Raw genomic sequence first — 15,274 nt, forward strand, 5'->3', positions numbered from 1 at the left:
ATAACCGCAAATTCGCAAATTCATTTTCCTAAATAAGGATTGAAATTTGCGAATTTGCGATCTTTAGAACTTTTATGAATTTTCTATTTTTTAGCCTCTAAAAGCACAAAAGTAAAATTAGAAGTAATAGTCACTTTTCCGTTTTTCACTTTGGCGGTTTGGTTGGAATAGGCATCGCGAACGGTAGTTCCGTTTTTGAAGATACTACCTACGGGAACTTCTTTTTTACCTGCTTTAACGTCTAAGGCAACTACCACTTGATCGGTATACTTGTTTTTAGAATATTGACGACTAAAAACATAAGGAGCATCAGAAATTTTTTGGTGAACTCCAGCACCAACCGAAGGGTGGTTTTTTCTGAATTGCCCAAGTTTTTGCCAATGTGCCAATGTTTTTTGAGTTTCAGGATTGGTTTTGATGGCGTCCCAATTCATAAACGAACGTAAAGTCGCATCGCCTTGAGTACCTTCGATCACTAAGGAACGTCCCGATTCATCTCCATAATATACTTGAGAAATCCCGGGAGAGAGTAATAATTTCGTTCCTGTTTCGATGGTTTTTTCTCTTTTCGGGTCAAATGGGCCACCGTCGTCATGAGAGGATAAATAATTCAAAACGCTGTACCCTTTGAGTTCATTATTCAATTTGGAACTGTATTTTGAGAAAATGAATTCGTAGTCTTTTTGTGCATCGGATTTGAACTCAAAATTGATCATATTGTTGAAGCCATTTTGGAAGTAATTGATTTTTTTGTCTCCAAAATCAAAATCTTGTCCGCCGCTAATCCCGTAATTATACACCTCGGCTATGGTGTAAAACGAGTTGTTGTCTAGTACTTTGGCAGGATTGTTTTTCTTCCAGGTTTCAAAGGCATATTGACATTCTTTTTGGAATTCGCCCCAAACTTTCGCGTCGGTATGTTTTACGGTGTCGGCACGATAACCATCAATTCCAAATTCAACGATATAATCCGTCAACCATTTGATGATGTAATATTTTGGTGCTCTTGGGTAACCGGTTCTTTTGAAAAACGCGTCCAACGAAGCGATTTCTTTTTCGTAACGCCCTTCTTTTTTCCATTTTTCAATCAAGAAAGGAGGGAGGGCAACTTCTTTTTCACTTTCAGTCAATACATCGGGAAGATTGGCCACCAAGGTACATTCGGTAGTTCCTACAAAATTTTTGTAATCGCATTGTGGTCCTGTTCGAACCCAATCCGATGGCCATACGGCATCTTTCTCAGTTACAGGTCCTGTATGATTGATTACTCCGTCCAAAACAATTCGGATGCCTTTGGCGTGGGCTTTTTTCACCAAGTCTGCCAAATCTTCTTTGGTTCCGAAATTCGGATCTAAGGCTGTCCAATCTTTCGCCCAGTATCCGTGGAAGCCATAGCTTAAACCAGTTCCTTCGTCTACACCTTCGTGAATATTTTCTACGATGGGTGTCATCCAAATGGCATTGATTCCGAGTTTAGTAAAATAGCCTTCTTCAATTTTTTGGGTGATACCTTTTAGATTTCCACCTTCAAACCCACGGAGTTTTCCTGAGGTTTTGGTTCTGTCAAAATAGATTTCTTTTTGGTTGTTATCGTCATTAAAACGATCAGTCATTAAGAAATACAAATTGGCACCTTCCCAAACAAAAGGGATGGTTTCTTTTTTGGGAGCTTGTTTTTGCTGTGCGCTAGCCATTCCACCAACTAAGGTGGAAAGAGCTAAAGTAAGCGCTATCGTTTGTTTTTTCATTAGTGTTGCATTTGAATTTGTGTTGGTTTGTTTTTGCTTATAGGAACAGTCACAGTAATTGTTTGGCCTTCTTTGGTAAATGGAGTAACGATTCCGTTTACTTTGATTTGGCTTATAGCTGCGCTATTATGTAGGATCATATTTATTTTTTTGTCTTTAGAAGAGAATGCTTTTCCTGATTTAGTCGCAACTGTAATTGTAGTACTATTCCCTTTTGTTTGGGCATTGAACGTGATCATTTCATACAGACCTTTTTCGAAAGCATTAGCAGTTACACCATCATCATTGTATAATTTTCCTTCACTATTAGGTGTTTTTTCGTCCATAAAATAATGAACGTCAAAGCTGTCTAGACTATATTTTGTAGTACTTTGAATGGTTTTGATCATCGGAATGAAAGCGCCTCCACGCACAAAAACAGGAATATGATCAGTAGCCGTAGCTACATTCGCAGTGCTTCCGCCTTGATATTTTGCATCAGAATAAAAGTCGAACCAAGAATTGTTTTTTGGAAAATAAATTTCTGCCGATTTTTTGCCTGCTTCGGTGATCGGGTGTACTAAAAAGTCATTCCCCCATAGGTAAGTATGGGAAACTGTTTGCAAGTTGTTGTTTTCAGGCTCTTCAAAAAACAACGGACGCATTAAAGGTGTTCCTTTTTGATTATTTTCGAAAGCCAAAGTATAATTGTAAGGCAACAATTGGTATCTCAATTCCACCTGTTTTTTAGCATTGGCTTTGGTTACGATGTCTTTGAAAACAGGTTCTGACGGCACATCTTGTTGGGCATGTGGACGGAAAATAGGTTGAAAAACGCCATATTGTAACCAACGTAAGTACAATTCGTTGTCATAATAATCGCCCGCAAATCCACCCAGATCCGAGTGCATGTATCCAATACCTTGTAATCCCATTTGTAGTGAGATTTCAGTTTGTGGTTTTAATCCGCCCCAAGTACGATTCACATCGCCTGTCCAGGGCATCATACCAAAACGTTGTGACCCAGAGTAGCCCGAACGCATTAAGATAAACGGACGTGTAGCTGAAAAGTCTTTTTTGTAGCCATCTGCAATTAATTCTGCCCAGTGGTGACCGTAGATATTGTGTACTTCGTCAGCGGTTCCGCCTTTAGTGATGGCCGCGGATGGGAATACTTCTGGTTCGCCTAGATCGCCCCAAAATCCGCCAACGCCTTGTTGGATTAATCGTTTGTACACGTCCCAAAACCATTGCTTTCCATCGGGATTGAAAATGTCTACAATTCCGGTATGACCAAAAAAGAAATCAAAAGTAAACGGTTTACCATCTTTGTCAGTGGCCAAAACTTTTTTGGCAACGGTTTCGTCCCATTTGCTAGACGTTTTAGTGATAAACGGCTCGGTAATCAAAACGGTTTTTACACCTTTTTGATTTAAGTCTTCGATCATTTTGGAAGGATTCGGAAAATTGTTTTTGTCCCAATCTAAATTACCCATAGTTCCAGTAATTTCTTTTCCAAACCAGTACAAGTCCAAAATAATCGCATCTACTGGAATTCCGTCTTTGATGTATTTATCAATAGTTTTGTTGACTTCATCTTGAGAATGGTAACCAAATCGGCTAGAGAAATTCCCTAAAGTCCAAAGTGCTGGCAAGGGTTGTTTTCCTGTCAATGTCGTATAACTGTCAATCAAATCAGTCCAAGAATTTCCAGCTATCACTTGATAGGTTTTGCGACCCGAAATGGTTTCATACGCTAAAGTGTTGTCTTTTTTACTGTCTAAATCCAAATAACCAATTGGTGCATTGTCAAAATGGATGGCGTAAATTTTAGAAGAAAGTACCAATGGCATGGTGAAATTCATCAATTCAGCATGCGTTTCGTAACCATAATGTGCTCTGTTGTATAATTGCAAACGATGACCACGACGGTTCATGCCCAACACGCGTTCACCTGTACCATACAATATTTCCGTAGCATCTAAATTGAAATCAAGAATTTCGTTCGTTTCTTTTTTGAAATAGCCTGTTTTTTCCGAAATCAATTCTTTGTTTTGGTAAGAATACGAGATTTTAAAAGGTGCTTTTTCAATAACGACCACAATTCCATTAGTTGCCATTTTAAGGGAAGTTGGAGTTGTGGTAATTTTTAGGTTGACCTTTTGAGGTGTTGCTACTACAGCATGCGATTTTGGATTGGCTTTTTCTCCAGTTGGTACAAACGAAGTGGAAATGATTTTGTCAGAATACGGTTGGAAAGTATACACCCCATCTGATGTAGTAACTTCCAGAGATTGATTTGTTTTTTTGAAACTTTCAAACTTTCGATTGGCATTTTGGGCCAATGCTAGTGAGCTGAATAATAGGAATACGATTATTTTTCTCATTTTTTTAAATTTTAAACCCTTTCAAAGATTACTTTGAAAGGGTTATTGTTATTAGCTGAATTGAATTAGTTGGGTTGAACCACCACTTCTTTTCCGTTGACAAATACGGTCAATGCTTTGTCACCTTCTAATGAAAATTTGGTTTCATTATGTGTGACTTCCATTTTAAGTATTTGGTGTCTAAAGTTAATTTTAAAGGAATATCCTTCCCATTCTTTAGGGATTTTTGGAGCGAAGTGTAACGCGTTATCTTTAACACGCATTCCACCAAAACCTTCTACGATACTCATCCAAGTACCCGCCATAGAGGTAATGTGGCATCCTTCTTCTACTTCTTTGTTGTAATCATCTAAATCCAAACGAGACGTTCTTAAGTAGAAAGCATAAGCCATATCCATTTTGTCTAGTTTTGCTGCTTGGATCGAGTGAACACAAGGAGAAAGTGAACTTTCGTGTACCGTGAAAGATTCATAGAATTCAAAGTTCTTTCTTAATTCTTCGGTTGTAAAATCATCTTCGAAGAAATAGAAACCTTGTAACACATCGGCTTGTTTGATGTAAGGCGAACGCAATACTCTATCCCAAGACCATTTTTGGTTGATCGGACGTTGTGAGCGGTCTAAATCTTTTACTGGAACTAAATCTTTGTCTAAGAAGCCATCTTGTTGCAAGTAAATCCCCAATTCTTCTGATTTTGGGAAATACATATTGCCAGAAACTTTTTTCCAATCTTGTAATTCTGCATCGGCTAGATTTACTTTTTCAATCACACGTTTGTGGTCTGATGGATATTCAGTAGCTACTTTTTGGATTTGTTCGTAAGCATAATCAATACACCATTTGGCAATATAATTGGTGTAGAAATTATTGTTGATGTTGTTCTCGTACTCGTTAGGTCCAGTTACTCCCAAAATCATGTATTGATTTTTGTGGGTAGAGAACGAAGCTCTTTGGTGCCAGAAACGAGCAATACCAATTAATACTTCTAATCCTTTTTCTGGTATATATGAGTAATCTCCGGTGTAACGGTAGTAGTTATAAATGGCGAATGCAATTGCTCCATTACGGTGAATTTCTTCATGGGTAATTTCCCATTCGTTGTGGCATTCTTCTCCGTTCATGGTAACCATTGGATACAAGGCAGCACCGTTTTTGAATCCTAAATTATCTTTAGCATTTTCGATGGCTTTGTCCAATTGATTGTAACGATACGTTAACAAGTTACGCGCCACTTCTTGGTCTTTGGTCGCCATGTAAAATGGAATACAGTATGCTTCAGTGTCCCAATAGGTAGATCCACCGTATTTTTCTCCGGTAAATCCTTTTGGACCAATGTTTAATCTAGAATCTTTACCTAAGTAGGTTTGATTCAATTGGAAAATATTGAAACGAATGCCTTGTTGTGCTTTCACATCGCCAGCAATGGTAATGTCTGACATTTCCCAAATTTTGGCCCAAGCCTCAATTTGTTCTTGTAACAAAGCATCATATCCTTTGGCTACAGCGCCTTGAATTACTTTTTCTGCTGCTGCTTGTGTATTGTCGTGATTTAATGAAACGGTATAACCACCAATTTTTTGAATAGCGGATACTTCCCCTTTGGCTACTAAAGTTTCGTAGGTGTATTGTACTTTATCTGTAGTAGATTCAACAGAAGAAGCAGAGATTTGAGAAGGTACACCGTTAATTAAAATGGTGTTGTGCATAAAAGTGGTTACTTTAAAATGCGTTTTGAACGTTTGAGCAGTTACAAAAGCTTCGTTAGTTGCTTTTTTTACTTCTAACGGTTCCCAAAATTTTTCTTCCCAGTTGGTGTCTTCGTTGGTAACACCTGCATCAATGTAGGGTTGGTAAACAATTTTTGCATCTTTGTTTAATGGTGTTATTTCGTAATTGATAACACCAGCTTCGTCAAGATTTAAACTTAAAAAACGACGCACATTTACCGCGATTGCTGTACCATTGACTAATGTAGCTTCGAAAGATCGGTTATACCAACCTTCCTTCATGTTTAATTCTCTTTTGAAGTTTTTTACTTCAGTACAAGTAAATAAATCAAAATTTTCACCGTTGATGGCTATGTTGATTCCGATCCAATTAGGTGCATTCAAAACCTTTGCAAAGTATTTTGGATACCCATTTTTCCACCATCCCACTTTGGTTTTGTCGGGATAGTAAATTCCTGCAATATAGCTTCCTTGAAAAGTCGGGCCAGAGTAATTTTCTTCAAAATTAGCTCGTTGTCCCATGGCGCCATTTCCAATACTGAAAAGACTTTCTGATGATTTTACTCTTTCTACATCAAAATCTTCTTCAATGATGGACCAATTGTCGGGTTTTATATAATCTTGGTTCATTTTTTTAATTTTTATTGTTCTTTTGAAATGTTATTGGGATCTTTTTTGGGGGCAAAAAGTGTTTATTTGTTGATTAATTCATTTAAGAAATCCTCACTAATAAAGGTGAAGTCTTTGAAATTATGGTGCGCTTCGTGCAGCACACTTTGTTCTCCAATACCAATACTGGTCATGTTACCAATATTAGCAGCTTGTACGCCAGCCACTGAATCTTCGAATACAAAAGCGTGAATTGGCTCTACCTGCAGTTGTTGTGCGGCAATTAAAAATACTTCAGGATCAGGTTTGGCGTTAGAGACATCATTACCATCTACAATAGCATCAAAATAGGAAAGGATTCCTGTTTTTTCTAAAATAGGTCTGGCGTTTTTACTAGCAGATCCTAAGGCAATACCTTGATTGTTTTCTTTCAAGAAATTTAAAACGTCTAGTACTCCAGGAAGAATTTCTGTTTGATCCATATCTACTAAATAGGAAAGATATTCATCGTTTTTTTGCACTAGCCATTGGTCTTTTTGTGCTTGTGAAGCTTCTATTTTTCCTAAATCTAGGATAATATCTAGCGATCGCACTCGGCTAACTCCTTTTAATAATTCATTGTGTTCGTGTGTGAATTCAATATTTAAACTGTCTGCAATTTGCTTCCAAGCTAAATAATGGTATTTTGCGGTATCTACAATTACCCCATCTAAATCGAATATAAATCCTTTTTTCTTTTTCATTTTAATTGTATTGGTGACTATCTCTGTGCTATATTGTTTTAGCGCTGAAACATCAGCGTTCTGATTTTATTTTATTTCAAAATTCAAAGCCGTTCAATTTGTGGCTTCTTATTGATTTGTTGTTTTTTCTTTAATGAAAACAACACCTAATCCGGCAATCAACATGGAGCATCCTGCTATGACAATGATCGCCATCGGAAATCCTCCAAAGAGTGCGATTAGTGTACTTCCTAAAAGTCCTGCGGAAATTTGTGGTAGTGTGATTGTGGCATTGAATAAGCCCATGTAAACCCCCATTTTGTCGGCAGGAAGTGATCCTGATAACATGGCATACGGCATGGCTAAGATAGCAGCCCATGCTAGTCCAACTCCAACCATTGATACTAATAATAGGTTTTTGTCTTCTATTAAGAACATGGATATTAATCCTAAACCTCCTAAAAGTAATGAGAAGGAATAGGTTTTTTTACGGCCAATAGTTTTTGCTATAGAAGGCATCAATAAAGAGTAAATAGCGGCTACGGCACTGTAAAAGGCAAATAAAACACCAGTCCAATCTCCAGCTTCATTAAATCCGATGGATTTGGCATCAAGGGCATCTGGTCCCCATACTTGATTGGCAATGGCTCTTGTGGTATACACCCACATTAAGAAGAGGGCAAACCAAGAAAAGAATTGTACAAATCCTAACTGCCAAAAGATTTTTGGAGCAGTTGTGATTAATTTTAGAATGCTAGTTTTTTCTTTTTTTACTTCGGCATCCAAATCGATTTTGTTGTAAAGAGCATGTTCTTTAGGGGCATATTCTTTGGTTCTGAAAACCGTCCAAAGTACGCTAACTAACAATATTCCTCCTCCGATGTAAAAGGACCAAATTACGGATTCGGCCACTTTTTCGCCTGCGGCTGGAACATTAGAGATGCCGGATTGGGTCAAAATCCAAGGGAGTAATGAACCAAATACGGCTCCAAAGTTGATTAAAGCACTTTGCAGTGAATAGCCTAAATTGCGTTGGTCGTCATTGACCATATCGCCTACTAAGGCTCTAAAAGGTTGCATGGTCACATTAAAGGAAGTGTCCATTAAAAGCAACATTAAACCACCAAAGAAAAGCGGCGGTAAGAGGTAAGCAAAATACTCAGCATTAGGCATAAAAAACATAGCTAGCGCTGATACGATTGCTCCGAAAAAAATAAATGGAATTCGTCTGCCCAATCGGGTCCAAGTTTTATCGCTTGAAAGTCCTATAATAGGTTGTACTATTAGTCCCGCTAATGGGGCAGCAAGCCAAAAATAGCCAATACTGTGAACATCAGCGCCAAGAGCTTCTAAAATTCTACTGGTATTTCCGTTTTGAAGCGAGTATCCAATTTGTACACCTAAAAACCCAAAGCTTAGATTCCAAATTTGCCAAAAACTTAATTTTGGTTTTTCCATATAATCCATTTTTAAAAGTTAAATACTACAAACGCAATGTTGTTTGTTTATGTCTAATGCTGGTTAAAAAAATACTTGTTCTAACTTTGATTACAAAAGCATTAGAATGTGGGTTAGCTTTAGTTTTTTAATGGAGAGCCATAGTTTTAATTCATCAACGGGTATTACTAAGATCGTAATAGTGTTGAAAGACTAAAAAAATAGAGTAACATTAAGTTTACGGTTGCTAAAACATTCTTGATACTTTGTTTTTTTTTTGTATAATATAAAGATATACAGAAAATTACAAAAATAAAGAATAGTTGGTTTTTGCTTGTTTTAAGCAAGGTTTTGAGGAATTATTTACAGCCATGCTATTACTAAAAAATAGCGGTGTAGGTAGATGCGCCATTAAAACTTTACTTAATTTTCGAAGTAAAAGACAAAGTTTAGACTAGTGTAAATATATAAAATAATCATTGTATGTGGTTTCGAATTTTTGAAATAGATGTACTCTAACGTTTTTTGTTGATAAAATTGCAGGTTTTGTTGTTGGAGTCTGATTTTGCTTGTGGTTTGAAATAGAGCTAAAACCTACAGTTTTCTTGTTTTAAATTCGCAGCAGGTGAGAGGGTTATGGGGTAAAAAAAACGAAAACCATTCCCGGATTTCTTGTATTTTAAAAATCATGGAATGGTTTTAGTAACTTGTAGCTCTGAGAAGAGTTCTTTGGTTTAGGTAGATTCTCTTTGTACTAAATGAGTTTCTATAATCTCGGTAGTATAAATTTCCTCTTCTTCTTCCTGTTCTTCAGCCTCAAGACGGTGAATTAACATTTCAGCTGCTTTTTTTCCCATTTTAACACCACTTTGACTTACGGTTGTGATGGTTGGTGTAGAATATTTTGAGATGATACCGTCGGTAAAGGCAATAATAGCCAAGTCCTTAGGGACGGTTAATCCAATTTTGTGTGCTGTTTTTAAAATAGTTACTGCAAAAAGTTCGTTTACAGCAAATACAGCATCAATCGCCTTATCTTCTAATAATTGGCTAATAATTATTTCACACGTATCAATATCTTCAATTTTAATAATTAAGTCTTCGTCAAATGGAATCTGGTAGTCCATGAGCGCTTTGGTGTAGCCGTCTGTTCTGAGCTTTCCTACGCTAACATAGTCTACTGTAGTGACTAGGGCAATTTTTTTTCTCCCTTGTTGAATGAGGTATTCTACGGCTTCATAAGCGGCTTTTTTGTCGTCAATGATCACTTTGTCACAGATTACATCGTCTGTAATTCTATCAAACATTACAACAGGCATACCCTGATTGATGACTTCAGTGATGTGGTGAAAGTCTTTTTTGAATTGCGTCTCTTTGGATAATGACATAATAAAGCCATCGGTACTACCATGGGCTAGAAGTTCCATATTCATTACTTCTTTGTCGAACGAATCGTCGGATAGACATATAATAACGCTATACCCTTTTTCGTTGGCCACTTGTTCGATACCATTAATAACCGTTGAGAAAAAATGATGTACAATTTCAGGGATAATGATGCCAATAGTTTTGGTACGTCTGTTTTTTAAGCTTAAGGCGATATTATTGGGTCTGTAGTTGTAAAACTTTGCAAATGCTTGAACCTTTAATCTGGTTTCTTCGCCAATCTCCAGACTGTTACGAAGTGATTTTGAAACAGTTGAGATGGAAACGTCTAATTCTTTAGCGATTTGTTTTAAAGTTACTTTTTTTTTCATTCCTTGTTTTTTTAAAAAAAATGGTATTCGTTATAAAAGCTGTTTTTTTTTTATTTCTGGTAATTTTCAGATAAAAATAATAAATAAAAGTCAAAGTTTTCAACACTATCACGTTTTCGTTGACCTACTTGATTTATGTCATGTCGGTGGTATTAATATTATGTTAATTTTGAAACTCGAAGTAAAGATTAAAGCTTAACTAAAAACCAAAATTAAAAATTAATTTAAACAAAAAGTATGAAAACAATTTATAAAAAGTTGTTATTTTTATTGTTACTCCTGCCTTTCAGCATGCTGGCTCAGAATGCTGTTACGGGAACCGTTCTTGAAAAAGGAACAGGTCAGCCCATCCCAGGAGCCAATGTAAATGTACAGGGAACTACAAATGGTGTTTCAACAGATTTTGATGGTAAATATAAACTATCAAATGTAAAAAAAGGAGATAAAATAGTATTTTCTTTTATTGGTTTACGAAACGTTACTGTAACTTATGACGGACAGGCTACCTTGAATGTTTCATTAGATGAAGATGCAAACGAATTGAAAGAAGTTGTAGTTCAAGTGGGGTACGGTTCTGTAAAGAAGAAAGACGCTACAGGATCTGTTGCTATACTTGGAGCTAAGGATTTCAATAAAGGCGCAATCGTTTCCGTGGATCAATTGTTATCTGGTAAAGCCGCCGGTGTACGTATCACAAACAATGGTGGACAGCCAGATTCTGCACCAAACATCAGAATTCGTGGGGGTGCTTCGTTAAGTGCTTCTAATGATCCGTTAATTATCATTGATGGTGTGCCTATTAGTAATGAAAACCCTGCAGGTGTTAGCAATCCATTGTCGTTGGTTAATCCAAATGATGTAGAAAGTTTCTCTATTCTTAAAGATGCATCTGCTACAGCTATCTATGGTGTACGTGCTTCGAACGGGGTAATTATCATCACTACTAAGAAAGGTACATCTGGAGCTCCTCAGTTCAATTATTCCTCAAACGTTTCCGTAGGACAAGTTGGTAAGAAAATCAATGTTATGAATTCAAGTGATTTCGTGCGTTTTATTCAAGAATACCACCCAACAAGAACAAATGACTTAGGGATTGATGACCCAAGTAATACTTTAGTGGATGACCCAACTACTCCAGAAATTGAAGGACGTATCATTGCCGATACTAATTGGCAAGATCAAGTATACAGAACAGCTATTTCTACTGATCATAACTTCAGTGCTAGAGCAAACTTGTACAACAGAATTCCTTTTAGAGCTTCTGTAGGGTACAATAAAACTCAAGGTCTTGTGAAAAACAATGATTTTGAAAGATACAGTTATTCCTTAAAAATGACTCCTAAATTTTTGGATGATAATTTGAAAGTTGATTTCAATGCTAAGGGAACCATTACTACCAAAAATTCTGTAGATGATGGTGGAGCTATTGGTGGAGCTGTGGCTATGGATCCAACAAAACCTATCTATGATAGCAATAGTATCTTTGGAGGATTTTACCAAAACACTCGTTTGAACAGTGGTAGAAATCAACTAGAAGGCGCAACGAATCCTTTAGCTTTGTTGGAGCAAAGAACTAGACCTGAAAAGGCGATCCGTTTCTTAGGAAATATTGAGTTTGACTACAAGATGCCTTTCTTAAAAGATTTGAGAGCGATTGTAAATTTAGGTTTAGACGCTTCAGAAGCTAGAATTAGAGAAGTGTATAGTGACAACGCTATTGCAACCTACAGATTTAACCAAGGTAAAGATCCATTAACCAATTACGTGTTCAATCCTGGAGAAAATTACTTGGAGAATCAGACTTCAACGAACCAAACTATGGATGCTTATTTAGCATACAACAAAAGCTTAACTGGTTTTGTGACTAAATTAGATATTCAAGGGGGGTATACTTACCAAAATTTCAAAATAGATGGTAATAAAGATATTTATCAATACAATATTGATTCAGGATTAAGAGAAATTCGTTTTGATGTTAACAATCCAAGTAATAGATATTACAATCCTTTAAACTTACAAGCATATTTTGCTAGAGCTAACTTTGATATTTTAGACAAATATTTGTTTACAGCTACTTTTAGAGCGGATGGATCTTCATTGTTCCAAAAAGATCAAAGATGGGGCTATTTCCCAGCAGTAGGTGCGGCTTGGAAAATTAAAGATGAAGCTTTTATCAAAGATTCTGAGTTTTTCCAAAATCTTAAATTGCGTTTGGGATGGGGTAAAACAGGACAACAAAATATTACAGGTTCTGTTGGGTATTTCCCATCTAGTCCGTTTTTTGAAATCGGGGATCCTAATAGTCAGTATTTACCTGGATATCCAACCTATTCTGCAAAAGCATTTAACCCAGATGTTACATGGGAAAAAACAGATAATTACAACATAGGATTGGATTTCGAATTGTTTAAAAGTGGTTTACTTTCAGGAGCTGTTGATTTTTATAAAAGAAACACCAATGACTTGTTAGCAGTAGTTCCGGTTCCTTCAGGACAAGGATTAACTAGTACTTTTATTGATAATGTAGGATCTATAGAAAGTAAAGGTTTTGAAGCTAATGTTGATGTGAAAGCGGTTCAAACAGAAGATTTTTCATTCACAATTGGTGGTAATATTGCCTATAACTACAGTGAAGTAACTAGTCTAAAAGGAATTACTCAAGTTCAAGCATCTGAAAGTGGATTGCCAACAGGGACTGGATTGTTTTTAGCGAATCATGCTGTAGGACAACAACCTTATTCTGCTTGGGTGTTCCAACAAATCTACGATGAAAGTGGAAAACCAATTCCTGGTGCTTTCAGAGATTTAAATGGAGATAATAAAATTGATAATGAGGATAGATATTACAAAGCGTTAAGACCAAATTGGACGTATGGTTTTACTACTAATTTCAACTATAAAAACTGGGATTTAGTAGCTAACTTCAGAGGGCAAATCGGTGGGCAAGTGTACAACTCTAGATTGGTAACCACTGGTTTTACAGATAGAGCTACGCAAGGAACTACTAGTGCTTTGAATAACGTTCTTAATTTTTATGATGGATCAGCAGACCCTTTATACCAAAACTTTAATGGTAATGATACTTTTTCTGATTACTTGCTAGAAGATGCTACGTTTTTACGTTTAGACAACGTAACCTTAGGTTACAAGTTCAATAAATTTGTTCGTAGTTCATCATTAAGAGTATATGGATCTGTAAACAACGTGTTTGTATTGACTAAATACTCTGGACAAGATCCTGAGAACTTTAATGCAATTGATAATAACTTTTATCCAAGACCAAGAACGTATACGTTTGGTGTAAGTCTTGATTTTTAATTCCTTTTAAGAGATATGAAAAATTTAAAATTATGTTTAGTAGGATTAGGTTTAATGCTACTATCCCTTAATAGTTGTTCTGATGATCTTGATACTAAGCCGAAAGTAGAACTAGACCTAGAGCAATTGTTGCAAAGGGACCCTAATGCAATCAAAGGATTGGTGTCCAAAATTTACGGCGCTTTTGCATTATCTAGTTCTAAAGGAGCTGGAGAGTCTGATTTAGGAGCAGGAGATAATGCAGGTGAATCACCATTTTTGAGAGGGATTGTTAACCTTCAGGAATTTACTGCCGATGGTATGAAAAACCGATGGGGAGATAATGGTTTAGATCAATTGACTACAACTTCAAACTGGGATGAGAATAATAAGTTCTTTAGATATTTATACAACCGTATTTATTTTGTAGTACCTCAATCTAATAATCTTTTAAGTGTACTAAATAATGTTACCGTACCAGATCAAGAATTGTACAGAAGTGAATTGCGTTTTTTACGTGCATTAGCTTACTATTATATGATCGATTGTTTTGGTAAAGGTGTAATTGCTACCGAAAATGATTTAGGTAGTGGAGTGCCTATCAAAGAGTCGACAAGGATAGAGATGTTTAACTATGTTGAAAAAGAGTTGTTAGAAATCGAGCCTATAATTCCTGTTAAAAACGAATATGGTAGAGCGAATAAATCAGCAGTAAGAATGCTTTTGGCTAAATTGTATTTGAATGCTCAGGTATATACAGGAACTTCTAGATATAATGAAGCATTAGCTTACTCTAATAAAATCATTAATGAGGGAGGTTATACATTAGCGCCTAAATTCGTGAGTTTATTTTCAGGAGACAACGATAAGACAGCTGCTAAAAATGAAATTATCTACGCATTAATAGCAGATCCTATAGTGTCTCAAAGTTATGGAAATACAACTTATATTGTTAATGGTAATTTAAGTAATGTGACTATGCCACTTGCGGATTTTGGAGCGGACTCAGGATGGCAAGGACACCGTGCTACAAAAGCTTGGTATGGTTTATTTGGTACTTCAGCAAATGATCTTACTAATGCTTCTGATGATAGAGCTAAATTATTTTGGACTACAGGGCATAATTTTGAAATGACAGATTATAGAGAATGGGCAGACGGTTATCCAAGTGTGAAATTTAGAAATACCAATTTCCAAGGGTCTACTGTTCCAACTACATTTTCAAACACTGATTTTCCTCTTTTCAGATTGGCTGATGTGTATTTAATGTACGCAGAATGTGTATTACGTGGAGCAACAGGTGGAAGCGCTACTCAAGCTTTAGACTATGTGAACAAAGTAAGAACTCGTTCCAATGCTTCAACTATTTCAGCTTCTAGTTTAACATTGAACTTCATTATTGATGAAAGAGCACGTGAATTAAACTTAGAAGGGCACAGAAGAACAGATTTGATTCGTTTTGGAAGATTTACAGGAGGAACGTACTTATGGCCTTGGAAAGGTGGGTCTAAAGATGGAATTTCTATTCCAGATACATACAAACTGTTTCCAATTCCTTTAACTGCGCTTCAATCTAACCCTAATTTAACACAAAACCCAGGCTATTAATTT

At 36.3% G+C, this 15,274-nt stretch carries 8 protein-coding genes; 2 read left to right on the forward strand and 6 right to left on the reverse strand.

Features of this window, described 5'->3' with window-relative positions; translation table 11 throughout:
• Nucleotides 1-83: 83 nt before the first annotated feature.
• From AO58_RS0113445 to AO58_RS0113470, 6 genes are all read right to left on the reverse strand, one after another.
• Nucleotides 84-1,748 carry an alpha-amylase family glycosyl hydrolase gene (locus AO58_RS0113445; protein ID WP_024982203.1) on the reverse strand — a complete coding sequence of 555 codons (1,665 nt, stop codon included), beginning with the start codon at nt 1,746-1,748 and terminating at the stop codon, nt 84-86.
• Nucleotides 1,748-4,114: a glycoside hydrolase family 31 protein gene (locus AO58_RS0113450; protein WP_024982204.1), complete on the reverse strand. Its 2,367-nt coding sequence runs from the start codon at nt 4,112-4,114 to the stop codon at nt 1,748-1,750. Before AO58_RS0113450 ends, AO58_RS0113445 begins: the two co-directional genes overlap by 1 nt.
• Before the next feature lie 65 nt (nt 4,115-4,179).
• Complete coding sequence (mdxK, locus tag AO58_RS0113455) at nt 4,180-6,471, reverse strand: maltose phosphorylase MdxK (RefSeq protein ID WP_024982205.1); 2,292 nt, start codon at nt 6,469-6,471, stop codon at nt 4,180-4,182.
• A gap of 62 nt (nt 6,472-6,533) precedes the next feature.
• The gene (pgmB, locus tag AO58_RS0113460; protein WP_024982206.1) at nt 6,534-7,193 is read right to left on the reverse strand and encodes a beta-phosphoglucomutase; all 660 of its coding nucleotides are present in this window, start codon (nt 7,191-7,193) and stop codon (nt 6,534-6,536) included.
• 108 nt (nt 7,194-7,301) lie between these two features.
• A complete protein-coding gene (locus AO58_RS0113465) occupies nt 7,302-8,630 on the reverse strand; it encodes an MFS transporter (RefSeq protein WP_024982207.1) in 1,329 nt (442 codons plus the stop codon).
• A gap of 713 nt (nt 8,631-9,343) precedes the next feature.
• Nucleotides 9,344-10,366, reverse strand: coding sequence for a LacI family DNA-binding transcriptional regulator (locus tag AO58_RS0113470; protein ID WP_024982208.1), 1,023 nt, complete (start codon nt 10,364-10,366; stop codon nt 9,344-9,346).
• 237 nt (nt 10,367-10,603) lie between these two features.
• Between AO58_RS0113470 and AO58_RS0113475 the strand changes: the two genes are divergently transcribed.
• On the forward strand, nt 10,604-13,684 hold the full coding sequence (locus AO58_RS0113475) for a SusC/RagA family TonB-linked outer membrane protein (protein WP_024982209.1): 3,081 nt from the start codon (nt 10,604-10,606) through the stop codon (nt 13,682-13,684).
• A 15-nt stretch (nt 13,685-13,699) separates the two neighbouring features.
• Nucleotides 13,700-15,271, forward strand: a complete 1,572-nt coding sequence (locus tag AO58_RS0113480; RefSeq protein WP_024982210.1) for a RagB/SusD family nutrient uptake outer membrane protein — start codon at nt 13,700-13,702, stop codon at nt 15,269-15,271.
• Nucleotides 15,272-15,274 lie beyond the last annotated feature (3 nt).

The organism is Flavobacterium succinicans LMG 10402, from assembly GCF_000611675.1.
GTDB lineage: Bacteria > Bacteroidota > Bacteroidia > Flavobacteriales > Flavobacteriaceae > Flavobacterium > Flavobacterium succinicans.

Bases quoted from the DNA above. Each gene is read 5' to 3' on its own strand.
- AO58_RS0113445 (WP_024982203.1), bottom strand. From the start codon at position 1,748: ATGAAAAAACAAACGATAGCGCTTACTTTAGCTCTTTCCACCTTAGTT.
- AO58_RS0113450 (WP_024982204.1), bottom strand. From the start codon at position 4,114: ATGAGAAAAATAATCGTATTCCTATTATTCAGCTCACTAGCATTGGCC.
- mdxK (WP_024982205.1), bottom strand. From the start codon at position 6,471: ATGAACCAAGATTATATAAAACCCGACAATTGGTCCATCATTGAAGAA.
- pgmB (WP_024982206.1), bottom strand. From the start codon at position 7,193: ATGAAAAAGAAAAAAGGATTTATATTCGATTTAGATGGGGTAATTGTA.
- AO58_RS0113465 (WP_024982207.1), bottom strand. From the start codon at position 8,630: ATGGAAAAACCAAAATTAAGTTTTTGGCAAATTTGGAATCTAAGCTTT.
- AO58_RS0113470 (WP_024982208.1), bottom strand. From the start codon at position 10,366: ATGAAAAAAAAAGTAACTTTAAAACAAATCGCTAAAGAATTAGACGTT.
- AO58_RS0113475 (WP_024982209.1), top strand. From the start codon at position 10,604: ATGAAAACAATTTATAAAAAGTTGTTATTTTTATTGTTACTCCTGCCT.
- AO58_RS0113480 (WP_024982210.1), top strand. From the start codon at position 13,700: ATGAAAAATTTAAAATTATGTTTAGTAGGATTAGGTTTAATGCTACTA.